The sequence below is a fragment of the Mesohalobacter halotolerans genome (assembly GCF_006120725.1).
Classification (GTDB): domain Bacteria; phylum Bacteroidota; class Bacteroidia; order Flavobacteriales; family Flavobacteriaceae; genus Psychroflexus; species Psychroflexus halotolerans.
Map to the genome: position 1 here is coordinate 359,842 of NZ_SWMU01000001.1, position 19,501 is coordinate 379,342.

Below are 19,501 nucleotides of genomic sequence, written 5' to 3' on the forward strand. Positions count from 1 at the left end.
ATCTAGATTTATCATTTTTTAAAATCCAGGTAAACTCTTAGATTTTCTTTTGTTTAGGCTTTGTATATTTTCTTGTCCAATATGCAATCCAAAATGTAACAAACACTGTTGGTAACACCCAAACTAACCAGTGTTTTAGTTGTAAGCCCGTGGTTAAAAATGCGGTAAAAGAGGCTGTAAATGCGCCAGACATCTGTCCGATATGTCTTCCAATATACTCCGTGGCTGGCTTGCTGCTTTGAAAAAAAATCTAAAATCCTGAATCGATAAAAATACGCTTAAACACCCAAAAAAGAAAAATAAGATCGATGGCCCGTTGGGATATAATAGTTTAAAACCTCCTTCAATTATTAAGGCCAAACCAAACAAAGACATCACACTACTGATTAACCAGTCTTTCCAAATTTTAATATTGTTGAGGTTATTTAATTTGAAAAGAAGAGCTCTTTGACCGCTTAAAACCAAATACATTGTGAACACTGCAATGGCAAATAAAAACATATTTTCATGCCCGGGCATAAAACATACTGGGATAGAAATCATTGCACTTGCCAACATAGCATATACAAAAATTTTACCAGCAGTTTTATGCAGCTTTTGACCTTTTTTGCTCGCCATGCTAATAATACCGGCAGTCAAACCTATTCCACCAAGTGAAGCGTGAATTATTATTAAAATACTGACTAAGTTCATAATTTAATTTTAGACAAATTAATGTCTTCATTTCAAATTAAATCTTGTCAACATTTCTGAATTGTCAGTATTTTGAGTTGAATAGAAGAAACAGAAGTTTCAATTGAAAATGTTGTTTACTGTACACTACTTCTTTTTAGAATTAATACAGCGATATATTTGAAGTATATTTCTATTCTTGATATTCCTTAGTAGAATAAGAACAGATAAAAATTTGCTTTACTAGTTTAGATAAAGTTTTATAGTAAAGAATTAGAGTATATTATCCTATTTTAGTTTAAGCTTATCGGATAGCTATTTAATAAAGCAGAGAATAAAGTGATGTAATAACTATTCTACTTTAGATAAACTCAACTCGGCTTGAAAATCTTGTTCAATGTCAAAACTGAAATCTGGGAAGTCTTCAAAACCCGTCAATAAATCAGTTATATCAGGAACACCTCCAGACTCTAAAATAGTGCTAAAACTAGGTAATTCTTCATCTGTAAAGAGTTCCATATTTGGGCTATTAAAGGAAACTATAGTATAATTTTCCTCACCTTGATCAGATACTAAAGTAAGGACACCGCCTGAAACAGACCATGTACCAGAGGCAAAGTTGTTTACACCGGTCTCTGTCATTTCTGGGATACTGGTTCCACTTTGTTCTCCAGTTATAACTAAAGTCGCTGTACCAGAAGAAGTAAATTGACCATCATCAGTAAATGTAATTGTTATATCACCTGATTCCTGATTCATATTTAAAGTCTGAACTTCATTTACACTTTCTCCTTGAAACTCTATAAATAAATTCTGGGTTATATCTATGTTTTGATCAGAAACCTCCCATGTGCCTAGGATGCTTTCGCTAGGTACGTCTATGCCTCCAGGAGTACTGGGGTTGTTGAGTTCAAAATCATCAGACAATGGCTCATCGTCACAGCTTGTTAAACAAAAAATACTAAATACGATTATACCGGTTAATTTAAAATAAGTTTTCATGCCTTCTTTAAGATTTTTGGCAAGTTAATAAAAAAAAGAAACTCTAATAAAAAAATATTTTCATGTAAAGTTTGCTTGACATTAATTAATTATTTTATATTTGTAAAGTTTTATTTACATAATGTATAACTTTAATGACTTTTATCATGACAACACAAAAACAACAAACCATCAAATTAGCCGTTTGGACGTGGAGTTGGGTGGCTACTCTAGCTATCGCCACCTTTGGTCCTCGGTTTATCTGGGATGACCATCAACTCTTAACGGTTTTAGCCATATTAACTAACTTAGCTAACGGAGTCATGATGATTATAGCTAATCGAAAATACTTTAATATTATGGATGAGTTACAACGAAAAATACATCTGGAGTCTTTGGCTATTACTTTAGGTTTAGCGGTAGTTGTAGGCTTAAGTTTTTCCCTCCTAGATCAAACCAACCTAATTACTTTTGATGCCGAAATTGGGTTTTTAGTTGGATTTATAGGAATCACTTATTTAATTACTTTATTCATCAATAGAAGCCGATATTTATGAAAAACAAACTGAAAGTGCTGCGTGCAGAACACGACATGACGCAACAAGATTTAGCCCAAGCAGTTGAAGTTTCAAGGCAAACGATAAATGCTATTGAAAAAGGCAAATTTGACCCGAGTTTAGTTTTAGCGATGAAATTAAGTCGGTTGTTTAAAGAGGATATTGAGACGTTGTTTATTTATGAAGACTAATTATTTAGGTTATTTAAACCATCTCAAAATCCAAATTGCGTTTGATTAAATCGGCTTTTTTGACTTGAACGTCTATTTCATCACCAAGACGGTAGCTTTGCCCGGTTTTTTTACCAACAACTTCATAGGTTTCGGGGTCAAATATATAGTAATCACCGGGAATTTCTTTGAGACGAATCATACCTTCACACTTGTTCTCAATAAGTTCTACAAAAATTCCAAAGTCTGTAACGCCAGAAATTACGCCTGTAAAAATTTCACCTTCGTGTTTTTGCATAAACTTAACCTGCATAAATTTAATGGAATCGCGCTCAGCATTGGTCGATAAATTTTCCATAGCACTACAATGCTTACATTTGTCTTCATAAAGAGCTTCACTTTGACTGGATTTTCCGTCGAGGTAATGTTGTAATAAACGATGCACCATCACATCGGGATAGCGGCGAATAGGCGATGTAAAATGCGAATAATATGGAAAAGCTAAACCGTAATGCCCAATATTTTGAGTGGAATAATAGGCTTTACTCATGCTTCGAATAGCTAGAGTATCCACCAAATTTTGCTCATTTTTACCTTCGACATCTTTTAAAAGTTTATTGATAGATTGGCTTAAGGATTTTGGAGTTTTATAGTTTAATTTATACCCAAACTGACTTATTATTTTATCTAAGGCTTCCAATCGATCCTCGCTAGGTTCGTCGTGGCAACGATACACAAAAGTTTTGGTTGGCTTCTGTTTTCCTATAAATTCAGAAACTTTTTTGTTGGCTAAAAGCATAAACTCTTCAATGAGTTTGTTGGCTGCTTTTGAAGTTTTAAAGTAAACGCCTTCAGGTTCATTGTCTTCGGATAGGTTAAAATTAACTTCTACTTTGTCAAATGAAATTGCGCCTTTTTGAAACCTTTTATGTCTCAACTGTTTGGCTAAAGTGTTTAATGTTAAAATCGCTTCTTTTAAATCGTCAGAAACGTGGTATGATTTTCCTGTTAGAGACACAGATTGATCAACTTTAGTATCTTTTGCATCTAAAATATATTGAGCTTCTTCGTAAGCTAATCTTTGGTTAGAATGGGTCACGGTTCGTCCAAACCATTGTTGAATCACCTGACCGTTATCACCTAATTCAAAAACTGCAGAAAATGTGAGCTTGTCTTCATTTGGTCTTAGGGAACACGCATCATTTGATAAAATTTCTGGTAACATGGGCACCACTCGGTCAACGAGATAAATAGATGTTGCGCGATTATAAGCTTCTTCATCAAGAATAGTATCAGGCTGTAAATAATGTGATACATCCGCAATGTGAATACCGACTTCAAAATTTCCATTTTTTAATGGTCTAAAACTTAAAGCATCGTCAAAATCTTTAGCTGTTGCTGGATCGATTGTAAAGGTTAAAACCTCTCGCATATCTCGACGCGATTTTATATCTTTTTGCGTAATATCTGTTTTGAGTTGATTAGCAAAATTACTGACTTCCTCAGGAAAAGCTTCAGGTAAATCGTATTGTGCGAGAATGGCGTGCATTTCGGTGTTGTGGTCACCTGGTGTTCCTAAAACTTCCAGAACTTTACCATTTGGTGAATCTTTGTTGTCTTGCCATTTGGTCATTTCTACGACAACTAATTCGCCATTTTTTGCATTATTGTAGTCTGATTTATCAATAAAAATATCAGTATACATTTTAGGGTCTTGAACAATCACAAAAGCAAAACGTTCGTTGATTTCTATTTTACCAACAAATTTACTTTTATAGCGTTCAATAATTTTAGTGACTTCACCTTCAGACTTTCTACCATGTGGTTTAAGGTTAACCACATAAACTTCAACTTTATCTTTGTGAAAAGCCGTGTTAAGTTTTTTGGCTGGCACGTAAATATCAGTCTCTAAATCATCAACTTTAATGTAAGCATCACCACGATTGGTCATATCGACTTCGCCTTCAAACAGATTTGAAGTATCATTAAACTGAAATTGCCCCGACTGGGTTTGCACTAATTTTTTTTTAGCCGTCAGTTCACCTAAAGTCCTTATAATTCTATTTCGCGTTTTGGTGTCGTTGGCATTAAGTTTTTCAGCAATTTGTGGAAATTTAAATCCTTTGGTAGGTTGTTTTCTAAAAATATTAAGGATTTGATGAGAGAATTTTTCCGAAGATTTGTTGCTTTTGTGGTGTTTTTGTTTTCGCATATAAATATTAAAATCGGCCAAATTTACGTTATATAAATTTAGGAAACTTAAATAGGTGTGTAATAATTTGTTAAGAGCTAAACATGATTGGTCATTTTATTAACGATTTAATAAAACAGAAAACCCACTCATATTTGTTAAATCCTTAAAAAAATGTTAATTTTGTAAACTAAGTTATTATTATGTCCAAATCCCTCAAAATAGTCTTGTTATTTATTTCTATCTTTATTGTTGGAGTGATAGCTACTTGGATATATCTGAGCTTTATGATTGAGCAATCGCTTTAAATGCAATCTAACATTGGAAAATTACGTTGTTTTAGCTCGTTTTACTTACACTTATGAGTATGCGGTATTAAAGTTATTACTGGACAAAGCTGAAATCCTATATTATTTTAAAAATGAACACTTCGCGAGTATTCTGCCTATCAATGCTATTGGAAATAATGGTATATTATTGATGGTCCACTAAAAAGATCAAAAAGAAGCTAAACAAATTTTAGAAGATTTTTACACCTCAGATTCCCCATTGAAATTAATTTGAAGTTATCAACACTATATACCATATTATGTATTTTATTTAAAAATTTTAAAAACTAAATGATGCTTATTATGGTGTGTTGATAATTGCTATAACTTTAAGGTGTTTAATTTGATTTTAAAGTTTTTAAAATATGATGCAACTTTATCAACAAGCTTGTCAATTTTAAAACATTGATTATTAGATTTCATTCTGCTTTATCAACATCTGTTCATAAAAAGCACCTTTAATAAATATTGATTTTTACCTTAGAATTTAGTGTTGATAAAACGACTTTAGATGCTGATAAATTTGTTTTTAAAAACCCATAAAAAATTTGTTGAGTTCAATTGGATTTCTATCTGTATTTTTTCTGATAAAAAACAAATCTATTTTTCATTTTCTTACTAAAACATATCAACAGTATTGTTAATTAAAACTATATTGAATATCAATATGTTATATTAATGAGTTAACAATGCCTTAATCTTTGGTTAATCAAGGTATTTTTAAAATTATCTAGAAAAAGTAAAAATTATAAAGCCCTTGATAAACGGCATTAATTAATAAGTCTTTGTTAAAACCCATTAAAGTTTGTGAGTCTATTTCAGCTTTCTTTTATTTGGGCGCTAATAAAAAATAAAAATATATGTTTAAGATTGCCACAAGTTTAGTGTTGTGTTTTATGACTACATCACTCATAGCACAAAGTCAAAATGTATCAGATCAGGAACTCGAAAAATTTGCCACAGCCTTTCAACAGGTTAGAATGATTAACCAATCCTCTCAACAAAAAATGATGAAAGCTGTCACAGATGAAGATTTAACTGTAGAACGTTTTAACGTTATCAATCAAGCTGAGCAAAATCCAAATAAAGAAGTTCAAGCTTCTGATGATGAATTAAAAAAATATAAAGCAGCTATGTCATCTGTAGAGGCTATACAGAAAGAGATTCAAGCTCAGTTACAAACAAAAATTAAAGATACCGGTTTAACTGTAGAGCGTTTTCAGCAAATTTCTGCTTTACTCCAAAAAGATAAATCTTTACAGCAACGCTTAAGGGCTTTAATGCAAGGATAATTTCAAAACATATTTATCAACAATCAATTAGAGATTTGTAGAGTTTATGTAATTTTGTTTAAAACATAAAATTATGCAAATCTCTATTGGTAATGATCACGCAGGAACGAGTTATAAACACGCTATAGTACAGCATCTGAAAGATAACGGTCATGATGTTAACAACCACGGCACCGACAAAGAAGATTCTGTAGATTATCCCGATTTTATTCATCCAGTCGCTAAGGATGTAGAAAACCAATCTGCTCAATTTGGCATCATTGTATGTGGTAGCGGAAATGGCGCCAATATGACGGCCAATAAACACCAAGGCATCCGTTCTGCTTTATGCTGGAATAATGAAATAGTAGCACTTGCCAGGCAGCATAATAATGCAAATATCTTGAGTATTCCAGCGCGATTTGTATCTCTTCAACAAGCCATCAAGTTTGTTGATATTTTTCTTGATACGCCATTTGACGGTGGTCGACATCAAAGACGGGTTGAAAAAATAGCTTGTTCATAACCAGATTTTGGGTCATCACCACTTTCATACCAAACCGTCACATTCAGGTAAAATCCTGATAACCATTTTTCTCAACATTGGTATCACGATAGCACAGGTTATAGGTGGCTTAATTAGCGGGAGTTTAGCCTTATTGTCTGATGCTTTACACAATTTTACTGATGTCGTTTCGCTTATTATAAGTTATGTGGCCTCTGTATTTGCTTCAAAAGAGGCGTCCACGCAACGCACATTTGGTTACAAACGCGCAGAAATTTTAGCAGCCTTTGTTAATGCGGCATCTCTTGTTGTCATAGCAATCATCTTAATTATTGAAGCTATTGAGCGTTTTTTTTCACCACATCATATTGAATCGGATTTGGTGATTATTTTATCTTTAGTTGCTATCCTAGGAAATGGTTTTAGTGTGTTACTTCTCAAAAAAGATAGTGGTAAAAACATGAATATGCGTTCTGCATATTTACACTTACTTTCAGATTTGTTGGCTTCAATAGCCGTTTTAGTAGGCGGAATACTTATGAAGTATTATCAAACATATTGGATAGATAGTTTATTGACTTTAGCAATTGCATTATATCTTATCTATATGAGTGTAGACTTACTCAAAAGATCTTATCGTGTTCTGATGTTGTTTACACCAACTCATCTAAATGTCAAAGATATTGTTAACCACATCAACGATATTGAAGGTGTTGCTCTACTTCATCACGTTCACGTTTGGCAACTTAACGAAGATGAAGTTCACCTAGAAGCCCATTTGGATTTTGAAGACAACCTTAAAATTTCAGAATTTGATCAAGTTTTAGAAGAGATTGAAGATTTACTTAAATCAAAATATAATATCAATCACGTCACCATTCAACCTGAATATAACAAAAGAGACCCAAAAGACATTATTGTTCAAGATTAATCTATATGACATTTCAAAATTTCAATTTTTCTCAACTTACCATCCAACAGCTTTACGACATTTTGCAATTGCGTTCAGAAGTTTTTGTGGTTGAGCAAAATTGCGTTTATCAAGATATTGATGGTTATGACCAGTTAGCTACTCATATTTTAGCTTACGACGAGAAAGTTTTGGTCGCTTACGCTCGGATATTACCACCACATACTTATTTTAAAGAGTTAAGTATAGGAAGAATCATTGTTAAAGAAAAGTATCGTAAGCAAGCAATAGGCCATGACTTGATGAGTTTTTGCCTTCAATTTATTTCAGTTCAATTTGATTCCCAAATTATTAAACTTTCTGCTCAAGAACATTTAAAATCATTTTATGAATACCACAACTTTTATCAACAAGGTGATGGTTATCTTGAAGATGGTATTCCGCATATAGCGATGTATCGTTCTCATGAAAAGGTTAAACTTTAGCAACACCTTTTTCAAGCTTACCAAATATATCTTACATTTGATTTTCTAGAAACGATAGCAATGCAGAATTACAATATCATAGAACAAAAAATCAATCAATATATACGCAAGTATTATATCAACGAATTGATAAAAGGGTTGATATTGTTTTTTTCTGCAACACTCTTTTATTTTATCATCACAACGGCTTTAGAATACCTTCTGTGGTTAAATTCCATTGGACGAGCAATTTTATTTTGGAGTTTTGTGTTATTTTCTTCGCTGTTATTTGCCAAATTTATTGTTTGGCCTATCGCCAAATTAATGCGTTGGTTAAAGGGTATCGATTATAGTGATGCATCAACTCAAATTGGTAAGCATTTTCCCGAGGTCAGTGACAAGCTCACCAATTTACTACAGCTCAAAGCTCAGGGTGCTCAAGATGAGCTTGTTATTGCTGGTATCGAACAAAAAGCCAAAGACCTAAAACCTGTACCATTTCAACTCGCCGTTAATTTGTCTTTAAATCTTAAATATTTAAAATTTGCTGCAATTCCTATTAGTATTATCATCATCGTTATTGCTTTCGGTAAAATTGATCTTTTTACGGATTCCTACAAACGGGTTGTTAATTACCAAACCTACTACGAACCACCGGCGCCATTTTATTTTCAACTCCATAATACAAGTCTAAAAGTTGTAGAAGGTGAAGCATTAAAGTTGAAAATTTCTACTGCCGGTGAAATACTACCCAAGCAAGCCAAAATCAACATCAACAATCAAGACTTTTTTTTAAGGCCTGTGGGCAATGGCCAATTTGAATATCTATTCAATCAAGTAAATGAGGATTTAAATTTTAAGTTTTCAGCCAATGGGATTACTTCAAAAACTTATCAAATAGAAGTGATGGAAGTGCCTAAAATTCTCGATTTTACCATGGCTCTAGATTACCCAGATTACACGCAAAACCAAAATAAACGTATCCAAGGTCAAGGCAGTATTAATATCCCGGAAGGCACTAAAATAGAATGGCAGCTTAAAACTCAAGCCACCAATTATGTCAAGTTCCTAAGTGAATCGCAAACTGATACTTTCCAAAAGAAAGACGACATATTTACTTTACACAAAAAAGTAAATAAAAATCTTAATTACAGCATTTCAACCTCAAACCAAAACCTTCAAGACTACGAAACCCTTTCTTATAAAATAAAAGTCATCAAAGACCAATATCCTAAAATAAGTGTTCAACAAAAGAAAGATTCTAGTAGTCAAAAAACGTATTATTATCAAATTAATTTGACAGATGATTATGGTTTAAAACGTAGTCAAATAGTATATTATGAAGCCAATAACCCTCAACAAACCCACAAAGAAGACATCCCTATAAAACCTTCAACTTACGAAAAATACTTCTACGTATTTCCCAATGAAAACCTTGAATTAAAACAAGGCACTTCTTATAAATACTATTTTGAAGTGTTTGATAATGATGGAGTTAATGGATCTAAGTCTTCTCAATCACAAGTGTTTGGATATCGCGTAAATACTCAATCTGAAATTGATAACGCCTTGCTTAACCAACAAAACAGAAGTTTAGACAGTCTCAATTCGGGTTTAGAAAATTTAAAAAAACAAGAAAAAGACCTCAAAGCCATTGAAAAGCTACAAAAGGAAAAGCAAAAGTTCAATTATTCAGATAAACAAAAGATTTCAAATTTCATCAAACGCCAAAAACAACAACGCCAAATGATGAAAAACTATATGAAATCTTTAGAAAAGTCGCTTGATGAATTTCAACCCGAAGAGAATAACGAAGACAAAAAAGCACTTCAAGAACGGATACAAAACAATGAAAAAATGCTTCAACAAAATGAAGACTTGTTGAAAGAATTAGAAAAATACCAGAATAAACTAGACAACGAAAAGCTACAAGAAAAACTTGATAAATTTTCTAATTCTTCAAAAAAACAGGAGCGAAGTCTAGAGCAATTACTGGAGCTGACCAAGCGCTATTACGTAGAACAAAAAACCCAAAAGATCGCTGAAGATTTAAATGAATTGGCAGAAAAACAAGAACAACTCTCTAAACAAGAAAGCGACAAAGAAAGTGAAACCCAAAAACAATTAAATAAAGAATTTGACGACTTACAAAAACAACTTGACGACCTTGATAAAGAAAATAAAAAGTTAAAACAACCCCTATCTATTGAGCGGGATAAACTGGCAGAAAAACAAGTTGATCAAGCTCAAGAAGATGCCCAAGACAATTTAGAGAAAAGTGAATCTAAAGATAATACTGAAAGCCAAAAAAATCAACAACAACAACAAGCCAATCAACAGCAGAAAAAAGCCAGCGAACAAATGAAAAAGATGGCGCAGCAAATGTCGCAATCTATGATGAGTATGAGTGCACAGCAACAAAGTGAAGATGCCGAAATGCTTAAACAAATTTTAGATAATTTGATTACGTTTTCAAAAGAACAAGAAGCTTTGATGAAAGACTTCAAATCTATAAATGCTTCAAACCCTAATTTTGCTAAAAAATTGCGTCGACAAGGGCAACTCCGTGAAAATTTTGAGCATATCGATGATAGTCTGTTTGCTTTAGCCTTAAGAAATCCCATGATTTCAGAAAGCATAACGTCAAAACTTACTGATATTCAGTTTGATATAGAAAAATCTTTAGAACGACTGGCCGAAACAGAAATGCGTCTTGGCACAACAAGTCAACAATATGTGATGGTTAATGCCAATGAATTGGCCAATATGCTTGATGCCTCGCTGGACCAGATGCAAATGCAGATGCAAGGCTCAGGACAAGGCCAGTCAGGCAAAGGTAAACAAGGACAATCTAAAGGTCAAGGATTTCAATTATCAGATATTATCAAATCACACGAAGAGTTACAAAAGCAAATGGGCCAAAAAGGCCAAGGAAAAAAACCAGGCCAAAAGCCCGGCCAAGGGCAAAAAGGTCAACAGTCTGGTCAAAATAAACAACAAGGAGGAAAACAACAAAGCGGACAACAATCCGGACAACAAGGACAAAATGGAAAGAACGGAGAAAACTCCAATACAAACCAAAAGGGCGAAGACCAAAATGCCGAAAAACCGGGACTATCTGAAGAAATGAGTTCAGAAATATTTGAAATTTATAAGCAGCAACAAGACCTTAGAAATCAATTGGAAGACAAAATAAAAGAACTAGGTTTAGAGTCCCAATCTCAAAATCTTGAGCGTAGTTTAGACCAATTAGAAGAAGACATGTTGTTGAAAGGATTTTCTTCTGATGTTCTAAAACAGATGCAAAATATCAAACACCAATTACTTAAACTAGAAAAAGCCGCTCAACAACAAGGGCAGGACGATAGACGACAAGCTACTACACACTTTAAAGATTATCAAAACAACAAAAAACCACAATCCACTAACAAAGCTAAAGAATATTTTGAAACATTTGAAATATTAAATCGCCAACAATTACCTTTGCAAAATAAATACAAAGTATTAATTAACAAGTATTTTGATGAAAGCGCAAATCAACTTTAACCACCTTGAAAAATTCGACCTGAACTTAGAGTCAGAGGTTAAAAATTGGCTGTCAAAATATATCTATGATCAGAGTTATGTCTTTACAGAAATTAATTATAACTTTTATACCGACGAGGAATTACTTGAAATCAATCAAAAACATTTAGACCACGATTTTTATACTGATATAATCACTTTTGATAATACTATCCAGAATGCTATTTCAGCAGATATAGCTATAAGTCTTGAAAGGGTTAAAGATAATGCCCAAAAAAACAATTTAGATTTTAAAAAAGAACTCTATCGCGTAATGATACACGGTATTTTACATTGTATGGGCTATAATGATAAAAACGAAAGCCAAAAACAAGTAATGCGCTCAGAGGAAGATAAAGCTTTAGAAATGTTCCACGTGGAACAAAACAAAAATTAAAGAGATGTTTAATAATAAATATGATGTTATTGTTGTTGGTGCAGGCCATGCTGGAAGTGAGGCTGCAGCCGCAGCAGCTAATATGGGGTGCTCTACTTTGCTAGCCACCATGAATTTACAGAACATTGCTCAAATGTCATGCAATCCAGCCATGGGTGGCATTGCCAAAGGCCAAATTATACGTGAAATAGATGCTTTAGGCGGCTACTCCGGAATAGTTTCAGACGAAACGGCTATACAATTCAAAATGCTTAACCGTTCTAAAGGTCCAGCGATGTGGAGTCCGAGAGTGCAATCTGACCGTATGATGTTTTCCCAACGTTGGCGTGAGCTCTTAGAACAAACACCAAATCTCGATTTTTACCAGGAAATGGTTTCCGGACTTATAGTAAACCATAACAAAATAGAAGGTGTAAAAACCTCATTAGGTCTTGAAATAAAAGCGAAAACCGTTGTGCTTACCAATGGCACTTTTTTAAATGGTTTAATTCATATTGGCGATAAAAACTTTGGAGGTGGTAGAGCTGGTGAACGTGCCTCAACTGGTATTACTGCAGAACTTGAGCAAATAGGCTTTCAAGCTGGTCGTATGAAAACAGGAACTCCACCACGCGTAGATGGCCGTTCTTTAGATTTCTCTAAAATGGTTGAACAGCCCGGAGACGATAATATCGGTCAATTTTCATTTTTGAAGGACATCAAAACCATAAAAAAACAGCGTTCGTGCTATATGACTTATACTTCACCAGAAGTTCATGACCTCTTAAGAGAAGGCTTTGACCGTTCACCCATGTTCAATGGTCGAATTCGAAGTATAGGACCAAGATATTGCCCCAGTATTGAGGATAAAATTGATCGCTTTGCAGACAAAGACAGACATCAAATGTTTATAGAGCCTGAAGGCTGGACAACTATTGAATACTATGTAAATGGGTTTTCTACTTCTCTGCCAGAAGATGTTCAATACAATGCCCTAAAATCAGTCAAAGGTTTTGAAAACGTCAAACTTTTTAGACCCGGCTACGCTATTGAATACGATTATTTTCCACCAACCCAATTAAAGCATACACTAGAAACAAAGCTCGTATCTGGTTTATTTTTTGCAGGTCAGATTAACGGCACAACAGGTTATGAAGAAGCCGGTTCACAAGGTATGATGGCTGGCATAAATGCTGCGCTTAAAGTTAAATCCCAAGATCCTTTTATTCTCAGACGAGACGAAGCTTATATCGGTGTGTTAATCGACGATTTAATCACAAAAGGCACTGAAGAACCTTACAGGATGTTTACCTCACGCGCAGAATATAGAACCTTACTTCGACAAGACAACGCGGACATCAGATTAACAGAGCGATCTTATCGTCTTGGTTTAGCTTCAGAAGAACGCATGAAGCAAGTCGATAAGAAGATAGCAAAAACCAAAAAATTCGTTCAATTTTTCAAAGATACTAGTGTTACAACTTCAGAAATTAATCCAATTTTAGAATCAAAAGGCTCAAAACCTGTAGATCAACAGGGTAAATTATTTAAGATATTTGCACGACCTAATATTTCACTTTCAGATTTAAAGCAAATTGATAAAGTTGATGCTTTCATTAAAGAGAACAACTTAGATTCTGAAATACAAGAGCAAACTGAAATACAAGTTAAATATGCCGGCTATATTGAAAAAGAAAAGCAAAACGCTGATAAACTACACCGGTTGGAAAACATTAAAATTCCTCAAAATTTTGATTATTCGCAATTGAAATCTATGTCTTATGAGGCTAGAGAAAAACTCTCCCAAATACAACCACAAAGTATCTCTCAAGCTTCACGCGTAAGTGGTGTAAATCCAAGTGACATCTCGGTGTTATTAGTGCATTTAGGACGATAGGTTCCACGTGGAACATTGTGATATGAAAATCAAAGACCATTTCTTAACCCAAGAATATTTTGAAGTTAAACCTTCACAATACAAGGGAATTCTTCAAACTTTTCCACAACCAAAAGAAGAAGACCTGTCTAAATATTATGACTCGCCAGCATATATTTCACACCAAACACAAGCTAAATCTTTAAAAGATAAAATTTACCAACGAGTAAAATCTTTTATGACTAATAAGAAAAGACAAATGGTTTTAAAACACCATCAACAGGGCAAAATTTTGGACATTGGCGCAGGGACAGGACAATTTTTAGAGGTTTTTAAAAAAGAAGATTGGTCAAAATTTTGTATAGAACCCTCAATAAAACTACATCCTGAACTTTCAGAAAAAGGTATTAAGCGTAAGGATTATCTTAATGAATTTGAAGACCACTCTTTTGAAGTCATTACGTTATGGCATAGCTTGGAGCATATTCCCGACCTTGAAAATGCCATTAACCAACTCAGAAGAATTCTAAAACCTGATGGTGTTTTATTTATAGCAGTACCAAACCATAAAAGCCATGACGCTCAATATTACAAAAAATATTGGGCGGCTTGGGATGTGCCAAGACATTTGTGGCATTTTTCAAGAAGAGGACTTAAGTCAATTTTTTATGATTACGGTTTTAATTGTATCAAAGAAACCGGAATGCCTTTTGACGCGTTTTACGTTTCAATACTATCTGAACACTATAAATCAAAGGGCAATATTGTAATGGCTATATTCGTAGGATTGTTATCTAACTTAAAAGCAGTATTCAATAATAAGTATTCGTCAATTTTGTATGTTTTAAAGCCATTTAAAGAGCAAAACACTCATGAGGACATCGATTCTTAAAAACGGCTTTAAACGCCCTAAAACACCTTTGTTTTTTATAGATTCAGAATATTAAAATCAAAATAACAATAATAAATATTTATAGTCATAATTTTAGGTCAATCTTTTATTCTTATTTACTTTCGCAACAAAATACATCACATATGAAACAACTAGCAATTTTATTCATTTTAAGTCTTGGCATAATAAGTTGTCAACAAAACAAAACTGCCTATGTCAATAATTCTGAGATTATGGAAGGTTTTGAAAAACTCGAACAGACTGAAGAGCGATTTACGCAAGAGGAAGAAGCTTTAAAAGCTAAAATCGACGCCATGGTTGCTGAAAGCGGTTATCAGGATTTAGTTAAAGAATACCAAAGTAAGCAGGGACAAATGTCTGAAGCTAAAGAAGAAGAGCTTTATAATCAAATTATGCAAATCCAACAACGTTTGGGGCAACAACAACAAATGAACAACCAGCAATTCCAAAAGCGTAAAACTGCTGAGATGGATTCTTTAGTAAAACTCGTTAAGGATTTTATTAAAGATTACGGCAAGGAAAATGGATATACGTATATTTATGGTGCTAACGAATCTGGCAATATCTTGTATGGCAAAGAAGATTTAGACATCACAGAAGAAGTGACTAAAGCTTTAAACGAAAAATATAGCGTAAAAGCAGATAGTTTAGATGAAACTAGCGAAGCGGAAACTAAAAATGATTCGGTTAAGTAAGTCCAAAAACTCCTATTTTAATATTAGCCCGAGCGTTTGCTTGGGCTTTTTTTATGCTTTCATATGTATAAACCGCGATAGCTTTATAGAAGCATCGGTAATGACCATTTTTGCATTGACATTCCTATTGATGTGATAAATGGCGTCTTGTATGGTTGTATAAATAGGTTCAATATTATTCCCATGGATAAACGGGGCAAACTTATCTAAAGAAAAATTAGCCTGTGTTTTTAAATAAACCAACTCTTGTACTTGATAGTTTTTAAGCAGAGCTTGTCTAAAGAAATGCAGGCAATACTTTAAAAAGCGAACCTGTTTATCGCGGGTATTATCACTTATGTTCTGGCTCCAATCCATGAGTTTAATAACGACCTGCTTATTTTTTTTGGCCTGAAATGCCAGCCGAACCCAATTAATAAACCACTCTTCAAATTCAACTTCTTCTTGATTGTTTTGAGCCAAATTGAAGGCTTGTGTATAATCACCATCGGCTTGTTGCGCAATAAAGTTGGCCTGCGAAGAATCTAAAGAAAGTCGATTGATTAAAGCATTGCGAATATTTTCTTGACTTAGTCTTGGAAAATTTAAGACCTGACACCTTGATTTTATAGTGTCTAAAATAGATTCTTCTTTATCGGTGGTTAAAATCAAAAACGTGTTTTCTGGCGGTTCTTCAATGAGCTTTAGTAATTTATTAGCTGCAGCAGTATGAAGCTTGTCTGCACACCAAACGATCATCACTTTTGCTACACCGGAGTGTGGCTTTAAGGCAAGCTCATTTGCAATACGATCTGCTTCATTGACAGTCATTAATCCTTTTTTCTTTTCGATGCCAATTTCAGTGTACCAAGTTTTTAAATCCATATATGGATTAGACTCTGCTAGATTCAACCACGGTTTTATAAAATCTGAAGTAGTAGGTTTACTGGGTTTTCCTTTGTCATTGTTAACAGGCACTGCGATATGAAAATCAGGATGTTGTAATACTGTGGAGTATACCTGACGAGATGTATCAGAATTTAAAATTAAATTGGCACAGGCTAAAGCCATTGGTAAGGTCCCATAACCCATTTCTCCAACATACAATTGTGCGTGAGGTATTCTGTCGTTGGTATAACACGTTTTAAGGTGTTTTTTTAAGTGATCTTGTCCAATGATATCTTCAAACCTCATAGTCTACAAAATTAATGCAAATAAAATTTGTATTAAAGATTTGTTTAAACAAAAGAATGTTTTAAATTTGCAAATCCTTTTTGGCCTATGGTGTAACTGGCAACACGTCTGGTTTTGGTCCAGAAGAGTCTAGGTTCGAGCCCTAGTAGGCCAACAATACAATCCCGAAACGTCTTGTTTTTCGGGATTTTTCATTTTAGATAAAAAGGCGAGAAGTTTATCCCGATAGAGATTTTCTTGGGCGTGCAACGATCTTAGAAAATCCTTATTGGTAAGCCCTAGCGCTGTGCTGAGCTGTTTCATTAAGCGAAGCCGAAAAGCAGTTGAAACATTGGTCAACTAAAAAACTATGAAACACCGGTGTGGTTCAGTTTTTTTTGGTGTTATAATTATTTAAAGTCCAATTTAGGCTTACGCCCCATATTTCAAAAATTCAAAAACTCTTATATTTTTCGCATCAAAGTTTATTCTATCTTTGTAAGTCATAGGACATCGTATGGCTAAGAAAAAAACCAAAATTGTAAAAAAACTATTGCATCGCTATCGATTGGTCATTCTTAATGAAGACACTTTCGAAGAGCGCATTTCTTTTAAAATTAACAGGTTATATGTTATTGCTTTGATGATAATCTCAGCATTTTTAATTGTCATCTTAACCTCTGCTCTTATTGTTTACACACCTTTAAAGTCTTATATTCCAGGCTATACCACAATTGACTTTAAAACACAAGCGACAAAATTAAATTTAAAAATTGATTCTTTACAACAAGTAGTGGAAACCAAGAATGCTTATTTTAATAGCTTAAGAATGGTGTTAAAAGGCGAAACAGATACTATTATATTTGATAAAGACGCCATTGTAGACGCCAAACCTGCTACCGTAGATAAGTCAGAATTAATGCCAAGTAAAAATGATTCTTTACTGAGGGCAGAAGTAGAGCAGGAAGATAAATTTAACGTTTTTCAACAAGCTGTTTTTGAAGGAAACTTTACCTTGTTTCCACCAGTTCAAGGTATTGTATCAGATGGGTTTAATCCAAAAAACAAGCATTTTGCAGTTGACATAGCTACTGACAAAAATCAATCCGTAAAGTCTGTTGCTGATGGACGGGTGATATTTTCTGAGTGGACAGCTCAGACAGGCTATGTCATTATTATTGAGCATAAATTTTCGTTGATTTCGGTTTATAAACACAACGCATCATTACTCAAGCAACAAGGAGACTTTGTGACCTCTGGAGAAGTCATTGCCTTAACCGGTGATACCGGAGAGCTTTCTACAGGAACCCATTTACATTTTGAACTGTGGAGTGACGGCAACCCAATTAACCCCGAAGAGTTTATAAATTTTAATTAATGTCTTTAAAATCTTTTGCAGCTAAAATTTATGCCAAATGGACTCGAAGAGAGATAAACCGTTGGGCTCATGACCCGATTGATACTCAGCAACAGGTTTTCAAATATTTAATTACAAAAGCTAAGAATACAGCCTTTGGTAAAGACCATGATTTTAAAAACATACAAAGCCCAACAGCATTTGCAAAACAAGTTCCCATAAGAGACTACGAGCAACTCAAAGCCTATGTCGATCGAGTCGTTGAAGGCGAAAAAGACGTATTGTGGCCCGGACAACCTTTATACTTTGCCAAAACTTCAGGAACTACCAGTGGCGCTAAATTCATACCGTTAACCAAAGACTCAATGCCAACCCACATTCGTGCGGCGAGAAATGCCATTCTGTGTTACATTGCTGAAACCGGCAACAGTGCTTTTGTAGACGGTAAGATGATCTTTTTACAGGGCAGTCCTGAAATGGGTGAAACCAACGGCATCAAAACCGGACGCCTTTCAGGCATTGTTGCACACTATGTTCCATCATATCTTCAAAAAAACAGACTTCCAAGTTGGCAGGTCAATTGTATTGAGGACTGGGAAACCAAAGTCAATGCCATTGTAAACGAAACCATCGGTCAAGATATGACTGTGATTAGCGGTATTCCATCGTGGGTACAGACCTATTTTGAAAAATTAGTAAAAAAATCAGGAAAACCAGTTGGAGAGCTTTTTAAAAATTTAGAACTTTTCATCTATGGAGGTTTAAACTATGAACCTTATAGACCAAAATTTGAAAAGTTGATAGGGCGAAAAGTCAATAGTATTGAATTATACCCAGCATCTGAAGGGTTTTTTGCTTTTCAAGACCAGCAAGATGATCAAGGTATGTTGCTACAGCTCAACTCAGGCATGTTTTATGAATTTATTAAGTCTGAAGAGTTTTTTGAGGATAACCCCAAAGTTTACAGTTTAAATGAAGTAGAGCTCAACCAAAATTATGTATTAATCATTTCTACAAATGCTGGATTATGGCGTTACAACATTGGAGACACCATAAAATTTACAAGCTTAAAACCCTACAAAATTATCGTATCCGGAAGAATAAAACACTTTATTTCAGCATTTGGCGAACATGTAATTGGCAGTGAAGTTGAAAATGCGATGAAAACCGCATGTCAACAACACCAATCTCGTATCAATGAATTTACAGTTGCGCCTCAAGTCAACCCGGATAAAGGTTTGCCTTATCACGAGTGGTGGATAGAATTTGATAAGCAGCCTAAAAACCTAGAAGAGTTTGCTGAAACTATAGACCAGTCCTTAGTCGAACAAAACAGCTATTACAAAGATTTGAGAACTGGAAAAATGCTCAGATCAATTGTAATAAGAAGCTTAACTCCAGATAGTTTTAATAAGTATATGAAGTCTATAGGCAAACTAGGTGGACAAAATAAAATCCCTCGTCTATCAGATAACCGTAAGATTGCAGACCAACTTTCAAAATTTTTAAAGTCCTAAA

The 19,501-nt window shown here is 34.1% G+C and carries 17 protein-coding genes and 1 tRNA gene; 14 read left to right on the forward strand and 4 right to left on the reverse strand.

Translation table 11 applies throughout. The features are described 5' to 3' along the window. Window positions 1-153 precede the first annotated feature (153 nt). Entirely contained in the window at window positions 154-693 is a 540-nt protein-coding gene (locus FCN74_RS01685; protein ID WP_138930858.1) for a DUF2306 domain-containing protein, read from the reverse strand. 330 nt (window positions 694-1,023) lie between these two features. Beyond that, entirely contained in the window at window positions 1,024-1,674 is a 651-nt protein-coding gene (locus FCN74_RS01690) for a lipocalin family protein (protein ID WP_138930859.1), read from the reverse strand. A 146-nt stretch (window positions 1,675-1,820) separates the two neighbouring features. Here FCN74_RS01690 and FCN74_RS01695 point away from each other — a divergent pair, with 146 nt between their 5' ends. Next, window positions 1,821-2,210, forward strand: a complete 390-nt coding sequence (locus tag FCN74_RS01695) for a hypothetical protein (protein ID WP_246062531.1) — start codon at window positions 1,821-1,823, stop codon at window positions 2,208-2,210. After that, window positions 2,207-2,401: a helix-turn-helix transcriptional regulator gene (locus tag FCN74_RS01700; RefSeq protein ID WP_138930861.1), complete on the forward strand. Its 195-nt coding sequence runs from the start codon at window positions 2,207-2,209 to the stop codon at window positions 2,399-2,401. Before FCN74_RS01695 ends, FCN74_RS01700 begins: the two co-directional genes overlap by 4 nt. Before the next feature lie 13 nt (window positions 2,402-2,414). Here FCN74_RS01700 and rnr read toward each other — a convergent pair whose 3' ends face one another. Next, window positions 2,415-4,592, reverse strand: coding sequence for a ribonuclease R (gene rnr, locus FCN74_RS01705; RefSeq protein ID WP_138930862.1), 2,178 nt, complete (start codon window positions 4,590-4,592; stop codon window positions 2,415-2,417). A gap of 1,168 nt (window positions 4,593-5,760) precedes the next feature. Between rnr and FCN74_RS01710 the strand changes: the two genes are divergently transcribed. From FCN74_RS01710 to FCN74_RS01750, 9 genes are all read left to right on the forward strand, one after another. Next, the gene (locus FCN74_RS01710) at window positions 5,761-6,192 is read left to right on the forward strand and encodes a DUF4168 domain-containing protein (protein ID WP_138930863.1); all 432 of its coding nucleotides are present in this window, start codon (window positions 5,761-5,763) and stop codon (window positions 6,190-6,192) included. A 73-nt stretch (window positions 6,193-6,265) separates the two neighbouring features. Next, window positions 6,266-6,697 (forward strand): ribose 5-phosphate isomerase B, encoded by a 432-nt coding sequence (gene rpiB, locus FCN74_RS01715; protein WP_138930864.1) that lies wholly within the window; start codon window positions 6,266-6,268, stop codon window positions 6,695-6,697. Window positions 6,698-6,704: 7 nt separating this feature from the next. Then, window positions 6,705-7,607: a cation diffusion facilitator family transporter gene (locus FCN74_RS01720; RefSeq protein ID WP_138930865.1), complete on the forward strand. Its 903-nt coding sequence runs from the start codon at window positions 6,705-6,707 to the stop codon at window positions 7,605-7,607. A 5-nt stretch (window positions 7,608-7,612) separates the two neighbouring features. Further along, complete coding sequence (locus FCN74_RS01725; protein WP_138930866.1) at window positions 7,613-8,071, forward strand: GNAT family N-acetyltransferase; 459 nt, start codon at window positions 7,613-7,615, stop codon at window positions 8,069-8,071. Window positions 8,072-8,131: 60 nt separating this feature from the next. Beyond that, on the forward strand, window positions 8,132-11,596 hold the full coding sequence (locus FCN74_RS01730; protein ID WP_138930867.1) for a DUF4175 family protein: 3,465 nt from the start codon (window positions 8,132-8,134) through the stop codon (window positions 11,594-11,596). Then, a complete protein-coding gene (ybeY, locus tag FCN74_RS01735; RefSeq protein WP_138930868.1) occupies window positions 11,574-12,011 on the forward strand; it encodes an rRNA maturation RNase YbeY in 438 nt (145 codons plus the stop codon). Before FCN74_RS01730 ends, ybeY begins: the two co-directional genes overlap by 23 nt. 4 nt (window positions 12,012-12,015) lie before the next feature. Continuing rightward, window positions 12,016-13,887, forward strand: coding sequence for a tRNA uridine-5-carboxymethylaminomethyl(34) synthesis enzyme MnmG (gene mnmG, locus FCN74_RS01740; RefSeq protein WP_138930869.1), 1,872 nt, complete (start codon window positions 12,016-12,018; stop codon window positions 13,885-13,887). A gap of 22 nt (window positions 13,888-13,909) precedes the next feature. Further along, on the forward strand, window positions 13,910-14,758 hold the full coding sequence (locus tag FCN74_RS01745) for a class I SAM-dependent methyltransferase (protein WP_138930870.1): 849 nt from the start codon (window positions 13,910-13,912) through the stop codon (window positions 14,756-14,758). 143 nt (window positions 14,759-14,901) lie between these two features. Further along, the gene (locus FCN74_RS01750; RefSeq protein ID WP_138930871.1) at window positions 14,902-15,474 is read left to right on the forward strand and encodes an OmpH family outer membrane protein; all 573 of its coding nucleotides are present in this window, start codon (window positions 14,902-14,904) and stop codon (window positions 15,472-15,474) included. A gap of 51 nt (window positions 15,475-15,525) precedes the next feature. Here the strand turns inward: FCN74_RS01750 and FCN74_RS01755 are convergent, their stop codons facing one another. Continuing rightward, a complete protein-coding gene (locus tag FCN74_RS01755) occupies window positions 15,526-16,647 on the reverse strand; it encodes a DNA polymerase III subunit (protein ID WP_138930872.1) in 1,122 nt (373 codons plus the stop codon). A gap of 81 nt (window positions 16,648-16,728) precedes the next feature. Here FCN74_RS01755 and FCN74_RS01760 point away from each other — a divergent pair. The 3 genes from FCN74_RS01760 to FCN74_RS01770 all read left to right on the forward strand — a co-directional run bounded on the left by FCN74_RS01760 (window position 16,729) and on the right by FCN74_RS01770 (window position 19,500). Next, a tRNA-Gln gene (locus tag FCN74_RS01760) sits at window positions 16,729-16,801 on the forward strand. Between the two features lie 342 nt (window positions 16,802-17,143). Then, on the forward strand, window positions 17,144-18,004 hold the full coding sequence (locus tag FCN74_RS01765) for a M23 family metallopeptidase (RefSeq protein ID WP_138930873.1): 861 nt from the start codon (window positions 17,144-17,146) through the stop codon (window positions 18,002-18,004). After that, window positions 18,004-19,500, forward strand: a complete 1,497-nt coding sequence (locus FCN74_RS01770) for a GH3 auxin-responsive promoter family protein (RefSeq protein ID WP_138930874.1) — start codon at window positions 18,004-18,006, stop codon at window positions 19,498-19,500. Before FCN74_RS01765 ends, FCN74_RS01770 begins: the two co-directional genes overlap by 1 nt. The last annotated feature ends 1 nt before the right edge of the window (window position 19,501 follow it).